We start from the raw sequence: 18,727 nt of genomic DNA, 5'->3' as shown, positions 1-18,727 counted from the left end.
AAACAAAAATAGTCAATTTTGCGAAAACAAAATAAAAAGCGAAAATACATTTTTAGCGAACGTTCGCTTGTTTTTTTAAAAACTTTATTCTAATATTGTCTTGTAAAACAATACGATTATGGAAAATACACTATTAAAACAGCCTAAAATTCAGTTTGCCGACAACGTAAAAAATTACTATCCCGAACTTTTGACCGACGAAGCCATTGCGTTTATTACCATACTCCAAGAAAGATTTAATGATAAGCGATTAGCATTACTGGAAGCTCGTAAAACAGAACAAAAGCGTTTTGACTCTGGTAAGCTGCCAAGTTTTCCCAGCGAAACAGAAACCTTGCGAAAAAGTGACTGGGTGGCTGGTGAAATTCCTCATGACTTAAAAGATAGACGTGTTGAAATTACAGGACCTGTTGACCGAAAAATGATTATCAATGCTTTGAATTCTGGTGCCAAAACATTTATGGCAGATTTTGAGGACAGCAATTCCCCTACTTGGAAAAATTGTATGGAAGGACAACAAAATCTTATTGATGCCAATAATAAAACCATCACCCTAGTTGACCGTGTTCGTGAAAAAACCTATCAATTACAAGATAATACAGCTGTACTATTGGTTAGACCTCGTGGTTTACATTTAAATGAGCGACACCTATTAGTTAATGATCATGAGGCTTCAGCCAGTTTGGTAGACTTTGGGTTGTATGTTTTCCATAATACAGCAACGTTATTAAGTCAAAATACAGCTCCATATTTTTATTTGCCGAAACTGGAACACTATCTAGAAGCGCGTTGGTGGAATGAGGTTTTTGAATTTGCTCAAGAGTTTTTGAATGTCCCAATTGGCACCTTCAAGGCTACCGTTTTAGTTGAAACCATTACGGCGAGTTTTCAGTTGGATGAAATAATTTATGAGCTCAAAGACCATATTGTTGGTCTAAACTGTGGGCGTTGGGACTATATTTTTTCCTACATCAAAAAATTCAGAAACCATAAAAATTTTAATGTGCCAAACCGCGATCAGGTAACCATGACAACCCCTTTTATGAATGCCTATTCCAAATTGGTCATCCAGCGTTGTCATAAACGAGGTATTTCGGCTATCGGTGGAATGGCCGCTCAAATTCCCATAAAAAACAATGAAAAAGAAAATGCTGCTGCTCTAGAAAAAGTAAGATTGGACAAGGAACGTGAGGTTAAAAATGGTCATGACGGCACTTGGGTAGCACATCCCGCTTTAGTTTCAGTGGCATTGGGCGAGTTCAACAAACATATGCCAACAGATAATCAAATTCACATCAAACGAGAAGATTTTCTTATTACCGAAGACCAGTTACTCGAAATTCCACAAGGCACTGTTTCTGAATTGGGTATAAGAAAAAATATTAATGTCGGTATCCTCTATTTGGAAGCTTGGTTGCGAGGTTATGGTGCCGTGGCACTCTATAACCTCATGGAAGATGCCGCTACGGCAGAAATATCAAGAACCCAACTATGGCAGTGGTTGAAAAATGAAGCCGTATTGGAAGACGGTAGAACCCTAACTCTTGAGCTTTACATGGAGTTATTTGATGATGAGATTGAAAAGATTATCACCGAAGTGGGTGAATCTAACATCCGAAACACGAAGTTTAAAGTGGCCATAAAACTATTTGACAAACTAGTTCTATCAGACAAATTCGAAGAATTTTTAACGATTCCCGCTTACAAATATCTCTAAAAAAACAATCCTGCGATTGCTGCAACAATCAACAGGATTTGATTATTAATTAAAATAACTTATTACAAAATTATGGAAAATTTAGTTCACAGCAAGTATCAATCTGTTTATCAAGCCGTAAAAACCCTCAAGGAAAAACATGGTGAAACTTGGAAGGCAATCAATCCGGAACATGCCGCCAGGATGACAATTCAAAACCGTTTTAAAACAGGATTGGACATAGCTAAATATACCGCCGCCATTATGAGAAAGGACATGGCAGCATACGATAAAGATCCTGAAAACTACACACAGTCTTTAGGGTGCTGGCATGGTTTTGTGGCACAACAAAAAATGATTGCTGTTAAAAAATATCACAAAACCACTGATAAAAAGTATCTCTACCTATCTGGTTGGATGGTTGCAGCCCTACGCTCTGAATTTGGTCCATTACCCGACCAATCCATGCATGAAAAAACAGCTGTACCTGCTTTAATTGAAGAAATTTATGATTTTCTACGTCAGGCCGATGCTATAGAATTAAATGATCTGTTTAGACGACTTGAAAATGGTGAAGATGTGCAAGATCAAATAGATCAATATGAATCGCATATCGTGCCAATCATTGCTGATATTGACGCTGGTTTTGGAAACGAGGAGGCTACCTATTTGTTGGCTAAAAAAATGATACAAGCTGGAGCATGTGCTATACAAATTGAAAATCAAGTTTCCGATGCTAAACAATGTGGGCATCAAGACGGGAAAGTTACCGTGCCGCATGAAGATTTTATTGCCAAAATAAACGCTATACGCTATGCTTTTTTAGAGCTGGGCGTTGAAGATGGTATCATTGTGGCGCGAACGGATTCCGAAGGCGCTGGACTAACCCAAAAACTACCCGTTAGTCAAGAATCTGGTGATTTGGCGTCTCAATACCTGGCATTTGTTGAAGCAGAAGACATTAACCTTCAGGATGCTAAAGAAGATGATGTGCTCTTAAAAAGAGATGGCAAACTAGTAAGACCTGTTAAACTTGCTAATGGACTTTATAAATTTAAAGAAGGATCCAATATTGATAGGGTCGTTTTAGATTGCATAACCAGTTTACAACATGGTGCCGACTTATTGTGGATTGAAACGCCTACTCCAAATATTAAGCAAATTGCCCATATGGTTAACAGAATTAGAGAAGTTGTACCAAATGCCAAATTGGTTTACAATAATTCCCCATCATTCAATTGGACCTTGAACTTCAGAAATCAAGTTTTCGAAGAGATGCTGGCTGAAGGTGAAAACATGACCGCCTATGACTTGAACGATTTAATGAATCCCGAATATGACAACTCGGAGTTAAGTTTCCGTGCTGACCTAAAAATTCAATCCTTCCAAAAAGATGCAGCTAAAGAAGCTGGCATATTTCATCATTTAATCACGCTGCCTACCTATCACACCACGGCATTACACATGAATGATTTAACGGAAACCTACTTCGGCGAGGAAGGCATGCTAGCCTATGTAAAAGGTGTGCAAAGACAGGAAATCCGAAAAGGTGTGTCTTGTGTGAAGCACCAACGCATGGCAGGTTCAGATTTAGGAGACGACCACAAAACGTTTTTTGCTGGTGATAATGCCCTAAAAGCTGGTGGTGAAAAAAATACGTCGAATCAATTTGAAGGAACCTCCACAAGCAAAACAGTTGCAGAAAAGTTGAGCGTGGTAGCTTAATACAATAACTTAACCGCTTGTTTAAACGCGTTAACTCATTGCCCAGTTAACGCGTTTATAATTTTAAGAACTTGAAAGTTCTAAACTCAACTTTTACCAAAATATTAAGCCTCTAAAAACCAATATACAGGTGAATTTTAGAAATTCAGTAGGGCTTAAAAACAAAAAACTCACTGTAAAAATTTTACAGGGAGTTTGAGTTACTTTATGGCGTTTTAAAAAATTACACGCCCTCTTTTAATAGGCCTTGCCATTTTTCCAACTCTTCCCATTGTCCAGTTTCAGCCAATTTTGCTTGAGCCGGCCATGTTATTGTCAAACCTCTATGTGTATAAAATGCTGGTCCTGCATCTGCTATAATCTTTTCGAGAGTTGCTATGTCAGTGTTTGATAACTGATTGTAGTTTTCAATCCCTTTTTTGTTAAGCAATTCTTCAATTTTTGGGCCTATCCCTTCTACTTTTTGTAAATCTTGTTTTCCAGAATATGTTCCAGAACTAGCAGTTCCTCCAAATAATTGCTTTAGAAGCCATCCTAATAATAGGCCTAATAAAAATGCGGCTAGTAGCCATAAAAACCATGGCCAAAAAACATCTGAACCGTCACATGCTGTTGTATTTATTTGTAATAATCTCATAGTTGTTATCTTTTAATTTATTCAATAATGTGTATTTCGACACGTCTGTTCATTTTTCTGTTTTCTTTAGTGTCGTTTGGTTTAAGAGGCATGGTTTCACCTTTTGATTGTACGTTTATTTTAGATTCGTCAACGCCTAAACTTATTAAGTGTGCTTTATATTCTTCTGCACGTTTAAGGCCTAAATCTTCATTATATTCAGTGGTTCCAGAACTATCCGTATGACCTGTTAACATAATTTCGTCTCCAGTCAACTTTAAGAATGTCGATAGTTCATCAAAAAATCTTAAAACATTCGCATTGGTTACCTCTTTGTCTGAATCATATTCATAAAACACCAAGAATTTGTCAAAATGCTCGACAACATCTTCATTGTCAATCACCCACTTATAACGAAGTTCGTGAAGCATATTTGTTTTTGTTTCATCACAATCACCTCCAAAACGAGCTGCTGTTCTAATGTCGCTAGCTGGTATTTCTGTAAAAAGGGCTTTTACTTTTTCGGCTCTGGCAATGCCTTTATCTTCTGTTTCAGATCCAAAATATGGCCCTACAAGCAGTAGCTTTTTATCTGGTTTCCTTTCAGATAAAATGTCTCGTTTCTTTTTAGGCCATTGATCATTAGTAATCGCTTCGCCTGAAACACAATCAAAAATTAGCGGCCCGTACTGAACTTCAACAATAGGTTCTTCGGGTTCGTCCCCGCAACAGACAACAGTTTCTTTATACCAATTCCAGCTAAACCAAGCAAGAATGAGAAAAAGAATAAATAGCAATAATGCTAGGATTTTTTTCATATTGGTTGGGTTTTAAGTTCCTTAAATATAACCAATTATTACATCAATTTAAATTGTAACCGAAGATTTTTATAGACTTGTCTTTGTTAAAAAAATAGACGAACTTCGTTAAATACTGACACCAACAATTATAAAAGTTCATATCAAAGTATCTTATAAGATTTATCGTAAAATGAGATTTGGCTCTTTAATCATATTGCTTTTAGTTTGTTTAAGTTGCAAAAACAACAATGAAAGTAAATCAACTTCAGCTAAATCAAAAAGGCTTGAATTACTTCCTGAAACTGGCAAAATTGAAAAAGAAAAATCCCTACAAAACCATAACCTAACTTCATTTCTCGAAAACCCAGTTGATTTGCAACATTTTAAAAGTCTAAAAAACTCTAATTATGTGACAACTGGTGTTGGTAATGCAATGTATTTTCATTTTCATCCTAAAAAAAAAGATTCCATTTTCTACGTCTATAATTATCTTCCAAAAGATCTAAATTCCCATAATTTTCAAAAAATAAATTGCATACTTGTTTTTAAATATGGGCAGAATAAACATAGATATAATGATAAAACAGAAATACTAATTGAATTATTAATATTTAACAGAGACCCTGATCTAGGGAAAGCAAATCTCGTTGGATTAACTAAAACAGAATTGGAATCGCAATTTGGAACCAATTATCTGACTTTTAATAAAGGAATTGCATATTCACAGAAAAACAAAATTTTGATTTTGGAAATTGACAGCTCTAAAATCAAATCTTATCGATATTTAAAGTTAAATAAAGAGGAAATTGACAAAGAGTTAATCGAAGATATACTAAAATAAATGTTATATCATATTAATAAAATCCATTAAACAAACCCCTAAAAACTACAACTTGTAATCTCCGTAACGCGTAATGTGTTTACCATCCCTTTATCCTGTATAGGCATAGCTGCTAGACTAATTAACATGTCGCCTACTTCCAAGTAGCCTTTTTTACAGGCAATAGCATTCACATCTTCAATGGTCTCATCGGTACTCACAAACTTATCGTAATAAAATGCTTTCACGCCCCAAAGCAAATTGAGTTGTGTTAAAATTCGTTTGTTGGAAGTAAAGACTAAAATGTGGGCATTGGGTCGCCAGGCAGAAATTTGAAATGCCGTATAACCACTATTGGTCAAAGTGGAAATAGCACTGGCATCAATTTCATTGGCCATGTTGGCTGCATGGTAACAAATGGACTTGGTGATATATCGCTTGGTTCTTATATGTGGTGGTATCTGCGGTACTTGTATTAAAGACGAATCCTCTACGCTTTTAATAATGTTGGACATCTGCTTAATCACTTGAATAGGATAACTTCCCACGGATGTTTCTCCAGAAAGCATCACTGCATCGGCACCATCCATCACCGAATTGGCGACATCATTGACTTCAGCACGTGTTGGTGTTAAACTGGAAATCATGGTTTCCATCATTTGAGTAGCAATGATAACTGGAATGCGTGCTTGTTTGGCCCGTAAGACTAACTTTTTTTGAATTAATGGCACTTCTTCAGCAGGAATCTCCACACCCAAATCGCCTCTGGCCACCATCAAGCCATCACAATAGGCCACAATCTTATCAATATTTTCTACAGCTTCGGGCTTTTCTATTTTGGCAATAATAGGGATTTTATGATCACTATGTTTTTGTATTAATTCCTCTAATTGCATTAAATCTTCAGCATGACGCACAAAAGATAAGGCAATCCAATCCACTTGTTGTTCGATAGCAAAAAGGGCATCTTCAATATCCTTCTCGGTTAGTGCTGGCTGAGAAATATTGGTATTTGGCAGATTCACCCCTTTTTTGGATCGTAAGGGTCCTCCTTGTAGGACACGTGCTTTCACTTCACTTTTCTTATCAGTAGAAACAACCTCAAAAATGAGTTTTCCATCATCCAATAATATCTTTTCACCTGGTTTAGCATCTTGGGGAAAGCGATCATACGTCATATAAACACGCTTTTTGGTTCCTTCAAAACGTTTGCCTGTTGCAAAAACAATTTCATCGCCTTCATTAACTACAACTTCACCTTTCATGGTTCCCACACGCAATTTAGGCCCTTGTAGATCGGCTAAAATAGCAGCATTATAATCAAACTCTTCATTTAACTCACGAATCATAGCAATGCGCTGTTTGACATCTTCATAATCGGCATGTGAAAAATTGATTCTAAACACATTGGCGCCTTCATCAAGCATGCCCTTTAGTACTTCTTTTGTACTGGTCGCTGGACCTAATGTAGCTACGATTTTGGTTTTCTTTCTCTTTGGCATTAATAAAATATTAAGTTGTTTCTAGACTTTAGTTCTTCTGGGTTTACATTGTAGGCCGTCACAATTTGGGGAATGCTCAAGATTTTATTTAGAACAAGTTTCAGTTTGGTTTTATTGATATCCTCCTCACTAATTTTCAAAAAATAGTTGACTTTCTTGTATTCCGAAATAAGATAATGGGTTTTAGTAGTCACTTGTGGATTACTGAAAAGGGATTCCGTTTGGTTAATTGTTTGACTCTCTACCTTACAACTGTTGGATACTAAATTCCAAATAATTTGTTTCTTTTCATCTTCCCATTCAAAAATTGGATACTGAACTTGCTTACTAAAATCTAAATCTTGTGGTTTCCTTGAAAGATTGATATTTAAGTATTGATTCAGAAAATAAGCTAGCCTATAATCTTCAATAGAGCAATGAATACCTATCAATCCATAATCATGGATATCTAAAAAATCATCCAGAACTAGTTTTTGAACGGCCATAGATTGCTATTAATAATTGTAAATATAGTACTTAAAACGGTGAATAATATAGCCTTTAAATTAATTTTAGCAGTCTACTATCACGAAAACGTTATAGTTTGCGTTAATAATTCCCTGTTTGGCACATGGGACTTTAAATGGCTTTCGAAATTTGGTTTTGAAACACAAAAAAGGCACGTTTGGATGCTTTTTCTTCGGCTTTCTTTTTTGAGGTGGCGCGTGCTTTCGAAACAATTTTATCGTTTATGGAGAGTTTGACTGAAAAATGTCTAATGTCATCATTACCTGTGTCTTCATAAACATTGTAGTCAAATGTTTTTTTCTCTTTTTGACACCATTCTATGAGCAAACTCTTGTAACTGATAACTTTGCCTTCCAGTTTTTCAATATCCACATAAGGAATAATAACTTTTTTGTAGATGAATTTTTCACAATACTTATAGCCTCTATCCAAAAATATAGCACCAATAAGTGCTTCAAATAAATTACCATAAATATTGTCGCCAAACTGACCTTTTGGAATTTTGCTTTCAACTAAATCGACTAGATTCAGGTCTTTACCCAATTCGTTTAAATGCTCCCGACTCACAATTTTAGAACGCATTTTGGTCAAATACCCTTCATCACCACTAGGGACTTCCGTAAACAAATGAGAGGCAATAACCGAACCCAACATGGCATCGCCCAAAAACTCCAAACGCTCATAGTTAATAGGATGACCTTGACTATCCTTGATATTCATGGAGCGATGTGTAAAAGCCGTTTTGTAGAATTTAATATTCTTTGGCTTGAATCCAAGAATTTTCTGGATGGACACAAAAAAATTCCCGTCGTTTTTTGAACGGGAATTTAGTATGTTACGAATGTGTTTCATTCGATGTTTAATCTATTTTCTTGAACAGTACGCAGGCATTGTGTCCACCAAAACCAAACGTGTTGCTCATGGCCACTTTAACATCGCGTTTTTGTGCTTTATTTAATGTTAGGTTTAATTCAGGATCAATATTTTCATCAACCGTTGTGTGATTTATGGTTGGCGGAACCACACCATGTTCAATTGCTAAAATAGAAGCAATGGACTCAATGGCTCCAGCAGCTCCCAATAAATGTCCAGTCATGGACTTGGTTGAATTAATATTGATGTTTTTGGCATGGTCACCAAACACTTCAGAGATTGCTTTAAGCTCGGCTACATCACCAAGTGGTGTTGATGTTCCGTGCGTATTAATATGATCAACCTCTTTAGGGTCTATACCAGCGTTTTCCAAACAATTTTTCATAACAGCAATAACACCTATGCCATCTGGATGTGGAGCAGTCATGTGATAGGCATCAGAAGACAAACCGCCTCCAATGACTTCAGCATAAATTTTAGCTCCTCTTGCTTTTGCATGTTCATAATCCTCAAGAATTATTGCGCCTGCTCCTTCGCCTAATACAAAACCATCTCTGGTTGCATCAAAAGGCCTAGAAGCTGTTTCAGGGCTTTCATTTCTTGTAGAAAGTGCATGCATTGCGTTAAAACCACCCATACCTGCAATGGTTACTGCTGCTTCACTTCCACCAGTCACTACAACATCACAATGCCCTAAACGAATATAGTTTAATGCATCAATCATCGCGTTGGCAGAAGAAGCACATGCAGATACCGTTGTGTAATTAGGACCCATAAAACCATGTTTAATGGAAATGTTTCCTGGTGCAATATCTGCAATCATTTTTGGGATAAAGAACGGGTTGAATCTAGGAGTCCCATCACCAGCGGCAAAGTTTAAAACTTCATCCTGAAATGTCTCAAGACCTCCTATTCCTGCTCCCCAAATAACGCCAACCCGTAATTTGTTTACCTCATCAAGGTTTAGTTTCGCATCAGCAATAGCCTCATCGGAAGCTACCATAGCATACTGCGTAAACTTATCCATTTTACGGGCCTCTTTTCGATCAAGAAAATCGGTTGCGTTAAAGTTTTTTAATTCGCAAGCGAATTTCGTCTTGAACTTTTCAGTATCAAAATATGTTATCGGAGCCGCACCACTTTTTCCACTAATCAGAGCATCCCAATATTCATCTTTGGTGTTTCCAATAGGTGTTAAAGCGCCAAGACCTGTAACTACAACTCGCTTAAGTGCCATAAAGTCTGTTCTTATTTAGCTTCTTCTATGTATGAAATAGCTTGACCAACTGTTGCAATATTTTCAGCTTGATCATCTGGAATTTGGATATCGAATTCTTTTTCGAACTCCATAATTAATTCTACAGTGTCTAATGAATCTGCTCCTAAATCGTTAGTGAAGCTAGCTTCAGTTACAACTTCGTTTTCATCAACACCTAATTTGTCTACGATAATCGCTTTTACTCTTGATGCAATGTCTGACATAATCTTTTAATTTTAAGTTTTAATTAGTTGGCAAAAATAAAAAACTTTATTTTTATTACACACCTTTAGTTTAAAAATGTGCTTGTAATTTACTAAAATTCGATTGAAGTAAATGCTTTTTGCCTTCTAATTGTTAATTATTATTCTTTTTTTTGCGTGAACAATCTTAACACTATTATCTGTAAATGAAGCGAATTGTAATTTTTGCGTCCGGAAGTGGTACTAATGCTGAAAATTTAATTAAGTTTTTTCAAAACAGAGAACAGGTGTCTGTTATTCAAGTGCTTACTAACAATCCTCATGCCAAAGTATTAGAGCGCTGTAAAAAACTGAAAGTAAGCGCCCTATCATTTAATAAGGTTGCTTTTTTAGAAACCGATGATGTCTTAAATATCTTAAAAGCTTCAAACCCAGACATTATTGTCTTGGCAGGCTTTTTATGGAAATTTCCAGAGCATATTTTAAATGAATTCCCAAATAAAGTCATCAATATTCATCCGGCTTTATTACCTAAATATGGTGGTAAAGGTATGTATGGTATGTATGTCCATGAAGCGGTTGTAGCAAACAACGAAACCGAAACTGGTATCACCATTCATTATGTCAATGAGCATTATGATGAAGGCGCTATTATTTTTCAGGCTACTTGCGAGGTTACTCCTTCTGACTCAGCTGAAGATGTTGCTGAAAAAATTCACAAGTTGGAAATGGAGCATTTTCCAAAGGTAGTTGAGAGGTTATTAAATAACTAATTGTCATGCTGAACTTGATTCAGCATCTTTACATAGTATGTCTAAAAAAAAGAAAAAATACTATACTGTATGGAAAGGGCACCACACTGGTGTTTTTGAAAGTTGGGATGACTGCAAAGCACAAATAAAAGACTTCGAAGGTGCGCAATATAAATCGTTTGCAACCTTTGATGCGGCCAAAAAAGCCTACAAAGGCAATTATAAAGACTATATAGGCAAAAGCAAAAAGTTTGTTAGTGAACTCTCTGATGAACAATTAAAAAAAATAGGGCAGCCCAATTACAACTCCATAGCTGTTGATGCTGCCGTAAGTGGCAATCCAGGTAAAATGGAATACCAAGGTGTTGACACCAAAACAAAAAAACGGTTGTTTCACCAAGGACCCTTTGAAGAAGGCACTAATAACATTGGTGAGTTTTTGGCAATCGTGCACGCACTGGCATTTCTTAAAAAACAGAACAGTAATCGGATCATCTACACCGATTCCAAAACAGCCATCAGCTGGGTAAAAAAGAAAACAGCTAACACCAAACTAGAGCGTTCTGAAAAAAACAAACCACTTTTTGACTTGGTAGATCGTGCTATTACTTGGCTAAAAACCAATAATTATGCAACAACCATTGTAAAATGGGAAACCAAAGCTTGGGGTGAAATTCCTGCAGATTTTGGAAGGAAATAAATTCTGCTATTAGTAACTAAAAACCTTATATTTGCAGCAAAATTCGAAAGATACTTATGAGTAAGTTAGTTATTGTGGGAACCGTTGCATTTGATGCCATTGAAACCCCTTTTGGGAAAACTGATAAAATCCTTGGTGGCGCAGCCACTTTTATTGGTCTTGCAGCCTCACAATTTCATGTCGATGCTGCTGCAGTATCGGTTGTAGGTGGTGATTTCCCTCAAGAGTATCTTAATTTGTTATCAAATAAAGGTATTGACATTTCCGGTGTTGAAATTGTAAAAGAAGGGAAAACTTTTTTCTGGAGCGGTAAGTATCATAACGATATGAATACCCGTGATACCTTGGCTACCGAACTTAATGTATTAGCCGACTTTAATCCCATAGTTCCTGTTGATTATAAAGACGCCGAAGTAGTTATGTTAGGAAATTTACATCCCAACGTCCAAATGAGTGTTCTGGATCAAATGAACAAGAAACCTAAAATGGTCATTTTGGACACCATGAATTTTTGGATGGACTGTGCTATGGATGAGCTACAAAATGTGATAAAAAAAGTAGATGTTATTACCATTAATGATGAGGAAGCCAGACAATTAACCGGCGAGTATTCTCTGGTTGTTGCGGCACGAAAGATTCATGAAATGGGACCACAATATGTGGTTATTAAAAAAGGGGAACATGGTGCACTATTATTTCATGATGATAATGTGTTTTATGCGCCCGCTTTACCATTAGAAGAAGTGTTTGACCCAACTGGTGCAGGAGACACCTTTGCTGGAGGGTTTGCAGGATATTTGGCTAAATCTGATGATTTAAGTTTTGAGAATATGAAAAATGCTGTAGTCTACGGATCTACTTTGGCATCATTTTGTGTTGAAAAATTTGGAACTGAACGCATGATTAATTTAAACCCTCATGAAGTTCATAAACGCTTGCAGCAGTTTAGAGATTTAACACAGTTCGATATTGAATTAACATAAACAAGCGCGCTCCATTTTGAGCGCGTTTTTAATTATATAAATAACCCAATGAGTGACGCTTTAAAACACGAATGTGGTATCGCACAAATCAGACTTCTTAAACCTTTAGAGTACTACAAGGAAAAATACGGTAGTGCTTTTTACGGAGTAAACAAAATGTATCTCATGATGGAGAAACAGCACAATCGCGGTCAAGATGGCGCAGGATTTGCCAGCATTAAATTAGATACTAAACCAGGTGAGCGCTATATCAGTCGGGTACGTTCTATTGCCCAACAGCCTATTCAAGATATATTTTCACAAATAAATGAACGCATCAACAAAGACTTTACGGAACATCCTGAATACGTTGATGATGTTGCGCTTCAAAAAAAGCACATCCCTTACATAGGAGAGGTTTTATTGGGTCATGTTCGTTATGGCACTTTTGGTAAAAACAGTGTGGAAAGTGTACATCCGTTTTTAAGACAAAATAACTGGATGCACAGAAACCTGATAGTGGCGGGTAATTTTAATATGACTAATGTCAATCAATTATTTGACGGTTTGGTACAACTTGGTCAGCACCCAAAAGAAAAAGCTGATACCATCACTATCATGGAAAAAATTGGTCATTTTTTAGATGATGCGGTTTTGAAAATCTACAAAAAACTCAAAAAGGAAGGCTATAGTAAAAGTGAATGTTCGCCATTAATCGCAGAGCGTTTAAACATTGCAAAAATTCTTAAAAAATCATCTAAAAATTGGGATGGTGGTTATGCCATGGCTGGTCTTTTGGGGCATGGTGATTCATTTGTACTGCGGGATCCAGCCGGAATACGACCCGCATATTATTATAAAGATGATGAAGTAGTTGTGGTTGCGTCTGAAAGGCCTGTTATTCAAACGGTTTTCAATGTAGATTTTGATGCTGTTAAAGAATTGGAGCCAGGTCATGCTATAATTACCAAAAAATCAGGTGAGGTATCCATCAAAAAAATTATCGAACCGCTTGAACGCAAAGCTTGTTCATTTGAGCGTATCTATTTTTCAAGAGGTAGTGATGCTGAAATTTACCAAGAACGTAAAATGCTTGGAAAATTATTAATGCCAAAAGTATTAGAGTCGATTGAAAACGATACTCAAAATACCGTATTCTCATACATTCCAAATACTGCTGAAACATCATTCTTTGGGATGATAGAAACTGTTGAAGATCATTTGAACCAGAAAAAAACGCAAGCCATATTGAATGGAAAAGGCGGTCTGTCTGCCGAAACTGTGACAGATATATTATCTGAAAGACCTCGAATAGAAAAAATAGCCATCAAGGATGTCAAGTTAAGGACTTTCATTACGGAAGATAGTAGTCGTGATGATTTAGTAGCTCACGTATATGACGTAACATATGGTGTCATCAAGCCCAATGACAATTTAGTCATCATTGATGATAGTATTGTGAGAGGGACAACCTTAAAAAAGAGTATTATTAAAATGATGGATAGACTACATCCTAAAAAAATTGTTGTTGTCTCATCTGCGCCTCAAATACGCTATCCTGACTGCTACGGTATTGATATGGCCAGGCTAGAGGATTTAATTGCTTTTAGAGCCATGTTGGAGCTTTTAGAAGAGAACAATAAATACCAAATGGTTCAAGAGGTCTATGAAAAGTGTAAAGCACAAGTTGATTTGGAGGATAAGGACGTTCACAATTTTGTAAAGGATCTATATGCGCAATTTACTGATGATGAGATATCGGCTAAAATTGCCCAATTAATATCTGATGATTCGGTTAATGCCGAGGTGGAAACAATTTTCCAATCAGTAGATAACTTACACCTAGCATGTCCTAAAAATTTGGGCGATTGGTATTTCACGGGTAATTATCCAACTGCTGGTGGTAATCGTGTGGTGAATAGAGCTTTTATTAACTTTTACGAAGGCAACAAGGAAAGAGCCTATTAAAAGATTGTAAATCTGCATTTTATCTGAAAAAATATGCGCTTTATCTAAAAAAAATGCATTTCATCTATTTTTTAACAAGTTCTAATTAAATAAAAATTACATTAGTGCTACCATAACATAAGTAGGTTAAGTTCATGGTAGATTTGGGGCAAAAAAAGCTGAACTTTGGTTCGGCTTTTTTTATTTTTACTTACTCCCTAATATGTCATTTGTCCATTAAAAAACTCATTTAGATTATTTTAGCCCAATTTATAAGTCGTTTGTCTAATAATTTTTAATGTTAGTCAAAACCAATGTTATATTTGTTTCACCATAACATAAGTAGGTTAAGTTTATGGTAGATTTGGGGCAAAAAAGGTGGACTTCTGTTCACCTTTTTTCATTTGAAAAATGATCAATTATTATATAAAACAAAAAAAGCGAGCTCAATGAGCCCGCTTTTTTGATGTGTAGATTATTCAATTCTTACTTGGATTCTGCATAGCGTCTTTCAACTTCATTCCAGTTAATCACTTTAAAAAAAGCTTCTATGTAATCTGGTCTTCTGTTTTGGTAGTTAAGATAATAGGCGTGTTCCCAAACATCTAAACCTAAAATTGGTGTTCCACCACAACTCACTCCAGGCATTAATGGATTATCTTGGTTTGGCGTTGAGCATACTTCAACTTTTCCGCCTTTATGAACACAAAGCCAAGCCCATCCGGAACCAAATTGTGTGGCCGCAGCATTGCTAAAAGCTTCTATAAAAGCATCTTTAGATCCAAATTCTGCTTCAATGGCATCTTTAAGATCTCCAGACAAATACCCTCTGTCTTCAGGATTCATAACATCCCAAAATAGTGAGTGATTATAGAATCCACCACCATTATTTCTAACGCCCATATTGGTCATGTCTAAATTGATTAGAATATTTTCAATGGTCTTACCTTCTAAATCAGTTCCTTCAATTGCAGCATTCAATTTGGAAGTATAACCTGCATGGTGTTTTGAGTGATGTATTTCCATTGTTCGAGCGTCTATATGAGGCTCTAAAGCATCATAAGCATATTTTAATTTCGGTAATTCGAAAGCCATAATATTTTTGTTTTTAATTGTTTAACTTAATTTTCATCAAATTTACGCATTATAACACGCAATAAAAAATAATAAATACCTATGAAATCATCGATAGTTTTTATCTTGTGTTAAAATTAGATTGATGGCCAACCCAAGTTCTTTTTTAATATATAATGCTTCGGCTGGAAGTGGTAAAACATTTACGTTGGTCAAAGAGTATTTAAAAGTTCTATTTAAGTCCCAAAACCCTTCGGCCTTCAAGAACATTCTTGCCATAACATTTACCAATAAAGCTTCGGCTGAGATGAAAGGCAGAGTCATTGATGCCTTGGTTTCCTTTTCAAAACAATCTGATGAATCTGACACAAACCCCATGTTTGAACAAATCTGCCAGGAGTTGGATATTCCTAAATCTGACTTAAGAGATAAAAGTGCTCTCATATTAGATGCCTTAATCCATAATTATGCAGCTTTTGATATTTCAACAATCGATGGATTTGTGCACAAACTAATCAAGACCTTTGCCTATGATTTGAAACTCCCCTTGAATTTTGAAGTTGAATTGGACACCAATTCACTTTTACTCGAAGCGGTTGACAGGCTCATTTCTAAAGCTGGATCCAATGACAAACTAACCAAAGTTTTAGTGGATTATGCTCTTGAAAAAGCTGATGATGATAAAAGTTGGGATATTTCGAAAGATTTGTATGCTATTTCTAAACTGCTTTTAAATGAAAATGACATTTATTATTTAAAAACCTTAAAGGATAAAACACTGGATGATTTTAAAACTCTAAAAAGCAATACCAAAAGAGACTTGAAAATCATTGAAAACACCATTGTTGAAACAGCTGATGCCATATTAACATTAATCTCTGAAGCTGGTCTTGTTTCAGAAGATTTCAAAGGCAAGTATTTACCAAAGCATTTCGAAAACCTCACATCTAAAAACTTTGACATTAACTTTAATACTGCCTGGCAAACAGATTTAATTGAAGGTAATAAATTATACCCTACAAGAGTATCTGATGATGTTGCTTCAATAATTGAGTCTATTCAATCCCAATTGGCTGAAGCCTATGTTGATACTAAAACACTCGTTTTTAGAATCAAGTTTTTACAAGCGCTCTACAGAAATATTACCCCCTTGTCTGTATTGAATGAAATTCAGAAGGAACTTGAAGAAATTAAGATTGAACAGAATGTCATACTTATTTCAGAGTTTAATTCGTTAATCAGTAATGAAATAAAAGATCAACCTACCCCATTCATATATGAAAGATTTGGAGAGCGTTTCAAGCATTATTTCATTGATGAATTTCAGGATACGTCCCAATTGCAATGGGAAAATTTAATTCCCCTAATGGACAACGCATTGTCTTCCGAAAAAGGTAGTGCCATGATTGTAGGAGATGCCAAACAAGCCATCTATCGATGGCGAGGTGGTAAAGCCGAGCAATTCATGAATCTATTCAATAAGACTAAAAATCCATTTTTTGTAGACCCTCAAATTATTTCGCTTGAAGCAAACTTTAGAAGTAGTGAAACCATTGTTGAGTTCAACAATCGCTTTTTTGAATATCTCTCCGAAACTTTTTTTAGTGATCATGTTCATAGGGAACTCTATAAGAACTCCAATCAACAATCCAGTTCAAATAATACTGGTTATGTGAGTTTGGATTTTTTGGATTTCGATTCGTCGGATGACAAAGACCTGGTATATGCTCAAAAAACACTTGATAAAATTCTGGACTGTCTTGACCAAGGCTATGCTTTAAATGACATTTGTGTTTTGGTAAGAAAGAAAAAAGAGGGGCTTGCTCTTGCAGAATTTTTAAACGCTTCAGGCATAAAGATTATGTCATCTGAAACATTGCTGATAAATAATTCAATAAAAGTTAGATTCATAGTCGCGCTATTAAAGCTTTTATCCCAACCCAATAATCTTGAAATAAAAGCGGACCTTTTAAATAGTTTGATTGTTATTTTTAATATTGAAAACAAACATAATTTCTTAAAGGAACACATCAACTTGGACTTAAAGATCCTTTTCAAAAGCTTTGAGTCTATTAATTGCCAAATTAATTTTGATGAATTACCGCATCTATCATTTTATGATTTAGTTGAAACTATTGTGAGATCATTCCGTTTAGTTGAAAAATCAGATGCTTATGTTCAATATTTTATGGATGTGGTTTTAGAGTTTTCAAATAGACAAAAAGCCGATTTGCAAAGCTTTTTGGAATATTTCGAGAACCAATCTGACAAATTGAGTATTATCGCTCCTGAAGGCTATGACGCTGTTCAGATCATGACCATTCACAAATCCAAAGGCTTGGAGTTTCCAATAGTCATTTTTCCTTATGCCGATTTAAATATTTATCGGGAAATAAATCCCGTTGAATGGTTCCCACTTGATCCAAAAACTTATAATGGCTTTTCATATGCATTATTGAATTACAGCAGTGCTTTTGAAAACTTTGGCGAGCAGGGATTGGATATTTTTAACAAACATCAATCGGAATTGGAATTGGACAACATAAACCTGTTATATGTGGCTTTGACAAGGCCAATTGAGCAACTGTACATTATTTCAAAGAAAGATATAAGCTCCAAAGGAGCCGTAAACAATAATACATTTTCGGGATTTTTTATTTCGTATTTACAAAATCAAAAACTGTGGGATGATCAAACCTCGACCTACATCTTTGGTGAAAAGGCAACCAAACAATTTTCAGAAAGTAGTAAAAACAACTTTGTTATTGCGCAAGAGTTTGTGAGTGTCTCCAAAAATGACAACAATATTTTGATTGCCACCAATTCGGGATATCTTTGGGATACAGAGCAAAAAGAGGCTATTGAAAAGGGCAACTTGGTTCATGATATTATGTCGCATATCACTACGAAAGAAGATATCGAATTTGCATTTAGTGATTATTTAAGGTCCGGAAAAATCAGCAAGGCACAAGCTGTCGAACTCAAACCCTTGGTGATAAAATTAGTCTCCAACCCTAAATTGGAAGCCTGTTTCGACCCAAAAAATAAAATCTATAATGAGCGGGACGTAATAGCTAAAAACAACTTAATAATTAGACCAGATAAGTTAGTGGTTTTTCCTGACAATACTGTCTATTTAATTGATTATAAATCTGGTAACCCAAGCAAAAAACACGAATTGCAATTGTTAAATTATGAGGAGGTTTTAAACGATATGGGCTTCAATGTCTCAAAAAAAATTCTCATATATATAAATAATGATATTCAAATAAAAGAATTTTAAATTTGTAAA

General features: G+C 35.6%; 16 protein-coding genes. 8 read left to right on the top strand and 8 right to left on the bottom strand.

Features of this window, described 5'->3' with window-relative positions; all coding sequences use genetic code 11:
* The first annotated feature begins 118 nt into the window (after positions 1-118).
* Together aceB and ACKXGU_RS09105 are read left to right on the top strand one after the other, a co-directional pair.
* Positions 119-1,717, top strand: coding sequence for a malate synthase A (aceB, locus tag ACKXGU_RS09110; protein ID WP_463465018.1), 1,599 nt, complete (start codon positions 119-121; stop codon positions 1,715-1,717).
* A gap of 72 nt (positions 1,718-1,789) precedes the next feature.
* On the top strand, positions 1,790-3,421 hold the full coding sequence (locus ACKXGU_RS09105) for an isocitrate lyase (RefSeq protein ID WP_463465017.1): 1,632 nt from the start codon (positions 1,790-1,792) through the stop codon (positions 3,419-3,421).
* Positions 3,422-3,644: 223 nt separating this feature from the next.
* On the opposite strand, the gene ACKXGU_RS09100 is transcribed toward ACKXGU_RS09105, so the two are convergent.
* Both ACKXGU_RS09100 and ACKXGU_RS09095 read right to left on the bottom strand, forming a co-directional pair.
* Positions 3,645-4,058: a helix-hairpin-helix domain-containing protein gene (locus ACKXGU_RS09100; RefSeq protein ID WP_463465016.1), complete on the bottom strand. Its 414-nt coding sequence runs from the start codon at positions 4,056-4,058 to the stop codon at positions 3,645-3,647.
* 17 nt (positions 4,059-4,075) lie between these two features.
* Positions 4,076-4,855 (bottom strand): OmpA family protein, encoded by a 780-nt coding sequence (locus tag ACKXGU_RS09095; RefSeq protein WP_463465015.1) that lies wholly within the window; start codon positions 4,853-4,855, stop codon positions 4,076-4,078.
* Positions 4,856-5,027: 172 nt separating this feature from the next.
* On the opposite strand from ACKXGU_RS09095, the gene ACKXGU_RS09090 reads away from it, so the two are divergent.
* A complete protein-coding gene (locus ACKXGU_RS09090) occupies positions 5,028-5,678 on the top strand; it encodes a hypothetical protein (RefSeq protein WP_463465014.1) in 651 nt (216 codons plus the stop codon).
* Positions 5,679-5,716: 38 nt separating this feature from the next.
* Here ACKXGU_RS09090 and pyk read toward each other — a convergent pair whose 3' ends face one another.
* The 5 genes from pyk to ACKXGU_RS09065 form a co-directional block, all read right to left on the bottom strand.
* A complete protein-coding gene (pyk, locus tag ACKXGU_RS09085) occupies positions 5,717-7,159 on the bottom strand; it encodes a pyruvate kinase (protein ID WP_463465013.1) in 1,443 nt (480 codons plus the stop codon).
* Positions 7,159-7,644 carry an IPExxxVDY family protein gene (locus tag ACKXGU_RS09080; protein ID WP_463465012.1) on the bottom strand — a complete coding sequence of 162 codons (486 nt, stop codon included), beginning with the start codon at positions 7,642-7,644 and terminating at the stop codon, positions 7,159-7,161. The genes pyk and ACKXGU_RS09080 overlap by 1 nt, the downstream gene beginning before the upstream one ends.
* A 133-nt stretch (positions 7,645-7,777) precedes the next feature.
* On the bottom strand, positions 7,778-8,518 hold the full coding sequence (gene rnc, locus ACKXGU_RS09075; RefSeq protein ID WP_103050733.1) for a ribonuclease III: 741 nt from the start codon (positions 8,516-8,518) through the stop codon (positions 7,778-7,780).
* A gap of 7 nt (positions 8,519-8,525) precedes the next feature.
* The gene (gene fabF / locus ACKXGU_RS09070; RefSeq protein WP_103050732.1) at positions 8,526-9,776 is read right to left on the bottom strand and encodes a beta-ketoacyl-ACP synthase II; all 1,251 of its coding nucleotides are present in this window, start codon (positions 9,774-9,776) and stop codon (positions 8,526-8,528) included.
* A gap of 11 nt (positions 9,777-9,787) precedes the next feature.
* Positions 9,788-10,021, bottom strand: a complete 234-nt coding sequence (locus ACKXGU_RS09065) for an acyl carrier protein (protein WP_008269813.1) — start codon at positions 10,019-10,021, stop codon at positions 9,788-9,790.
* 185 nt (positions 10,022-10,206) lie between these two features.
* Between ACKXGU_RS09065 and purN the strand changes: the two genes are divergently transcribed.
* Genes purN through ACKXGU_RS09045 form a run of 4 tightly spaced genes read left to right on the top strand, consistent with a single transcriptional unit; the run spans position 10,207 to position 14,382 of the window.
* Positions 10,207-10,773 (top strand): phosphoribosylglycinamide formyltransferase, encoded by a 567-nt coding sequence (gene purN, locus ACKXGU_RS09060; protein ID WP_463465011.1) that lies wholly within the window; start codon positions 10,207-10,209, stop codon positions 10,771-10,773.
* Positions 10,774-10,810: 37 nt separating this feature from the next.
* Positions 10,811-11,452, top strand: coding sequence for a ribonuclease H1 domain-containing protein (locus ACKXGU_RS09055; RefSeq protein WP_463465010.1), 642 nt, complete (start codon positions 10,811-10,813; stop codon positions 11,450-11,452).
* 56 nt (positions 11,453-11,508) lie between these two features.
* Positions 11,509-12,435, top strand: a complete 927-nt coding sequence (locus ACKXGU_RS09050; RefSeq protein WP_463465009.1) for a PfkB family carbohydrate kinase — start codon at positions 11,509-11,511, stop codon at positions 12,433-12,435.
* 48 nt (positions 12,436-12,483) lie between these two features.
* Complete coding sequence (locus ACKXGU_RS09045) at positions 12,484-14,382, top strand: amidophosphoribosyltransferase (RefSeq protein ID WP_463465008.1); 1,899 nt, start codon at positions 12,484-12,486, stop codon at positions 14,380-14,382.
* Positions 14,383-14,847: 465 nt separating this feature from the next.
* Here ACKXGU_RS09045 and ACKXGU_RS09040 read toward each other — a convergent pair whose 3' ends face one another.
* Positions 14,848-15,456 carry a superoxide dismutase gene (locus ACKXGU_RS09040; RefSeq protein ID WP_463465007.1) on the bottom strand — a complete coding sequence of 203 codons (609 nt, stop codon included), beginning with the start codon at positions 15,454-15,456 and terminating at the stop codon, positions 14,848-14,850.
* 124 nt (positions 15,457-15,580) lie between these two features.
* Here ACKXGU_RS09040 and ACKXGU_RS09035 point away from each other — a divergent pair, with 124 nt between their 5' ends.
* The gene (locus ACKXGU_RS09035) at positions 15,581-18,718 is read left to right on the top strand and encodes a UvrD-helicase domain-containing protein (protein ID WP_463465006.1); all 3,138 of its coding nucleotides are present in this window, start codon (positions 15,581-15,583) and stop codon (positions 18,716-18,718) included.
* Positions 18,719-18,727: the final 9 nt, after the last annotated feature.

This window comes from Hanstruepera sp. CR43 (genome assembly GCF_055227665.1).
This window is presented reverse-complemented; position numbering and strand designations above follow the sequence as displayed.

Coding starts and splice junctions, on each gene's coding strand:
- ACKXGU_RS09090 (WP_463465014.1), top strand. CDS start 5,028: ATGAGATTTGGCTCTTTAATCATATTGCTTTTAGTTTGTTTAAGTTGC.
- ACKXGU_RS09055 (WP_463465010.1), top strand. CDS start 10,811: ATGTCTAAAAAAAAGAAAAAATACTATACTGTATGGAAAGGGCACCAC.
- ACKXGU_RS09045 (WP_463465008.1), top strand. CDS start 12,484: ATGAGTGACGCTTTAAAACACGAATGTGGTATCGCACAAATCAGACTT.
- ACKXGU_RS09100 (WP_463465016.1), bottom strand. CDS start 4,058: ATGAGATTATTACAAATAAATACAACAGCATGTGACGGTTCAGATGTT.
- ACKXGU_RS09095 (WP_463465015.1), bottom strand. CDS start 4,855: ATGAAAAAAATCCTAGCATTATTGCTATTTATTCTTTTTCTCATTCTT.
- rnc (WP_103050733.1), bottom strand. CDS start 8,518: ATGAAACACATTCGTAACATACTAAATTCCCGTTCAAAAAACGACGGG.
- purN (WP_463465011.1), top strand. CDS start 10,207: ATGAAGCGAATTGTAATTTTTGCGTCCGGAAGTGGTACTAATGCTGAA.
- ACKXGU_RS09080 (WP_463465012.1), bottom strand. CDS start 7,644: ATGGCCGTTCAAAAACTAGTTCTGGATGATTTTTTAGATATCCATGAT.
- ACKXGU_RS09050 (WP_463465009.1), top strand. CDS start 11,509: ATGAGTAAGTTAGTTATTGTGGGAACCGTTGCATTTGATGCCATTGAA.
- ACKXGU_RS09065 (WP_008269813.1), bottom strand. CDS start 10,021: ATGTCAGACATTGCATCAAGAGTAAAAGCGATTATCGTAGACAAATTA.
- pyk (WP_463465013.1), bottom strand. CDS start 7,159: ATGCCAAAGAGAAAGAAAACCAAAATCGTAGCTACATTAGGTCCAGCG.
- ACKXGU_RS09105 (WP_463465017.1), top strand. CDS start 1,790: ATGGAAAATTTAGTTCACAGCAAGTATCAATCTGTTTATCAAGCCGTA.
- ACKXGU_RS09035 (WP_463465006.1), top strand. CDS start 15,581: ATGGCCAACCCAAGTTCTTTTTTAATATATAATGCTTCGGCTGGAAGT.
- fabF (WP_103050732.1), bottom strand. CDS start 9,776: ATGGCACTTAAGCGAGTTGTAGTTACAGGTCTTGGCGCTTTAACACCT.
- ACKXGU_RS09040 (WP_463465007.1), bottom strand. CDS start 15,456: ATGGCTTTCGAATTACCGAAATTAAAATATGCTTATGATGCTTTAGAG.
- aceB (WP_463465018.1), top strand. CDS start 119: ATGGAAAATACACTATTAAAACAGCCTAAAATTCAGTTTGCCGACAAC.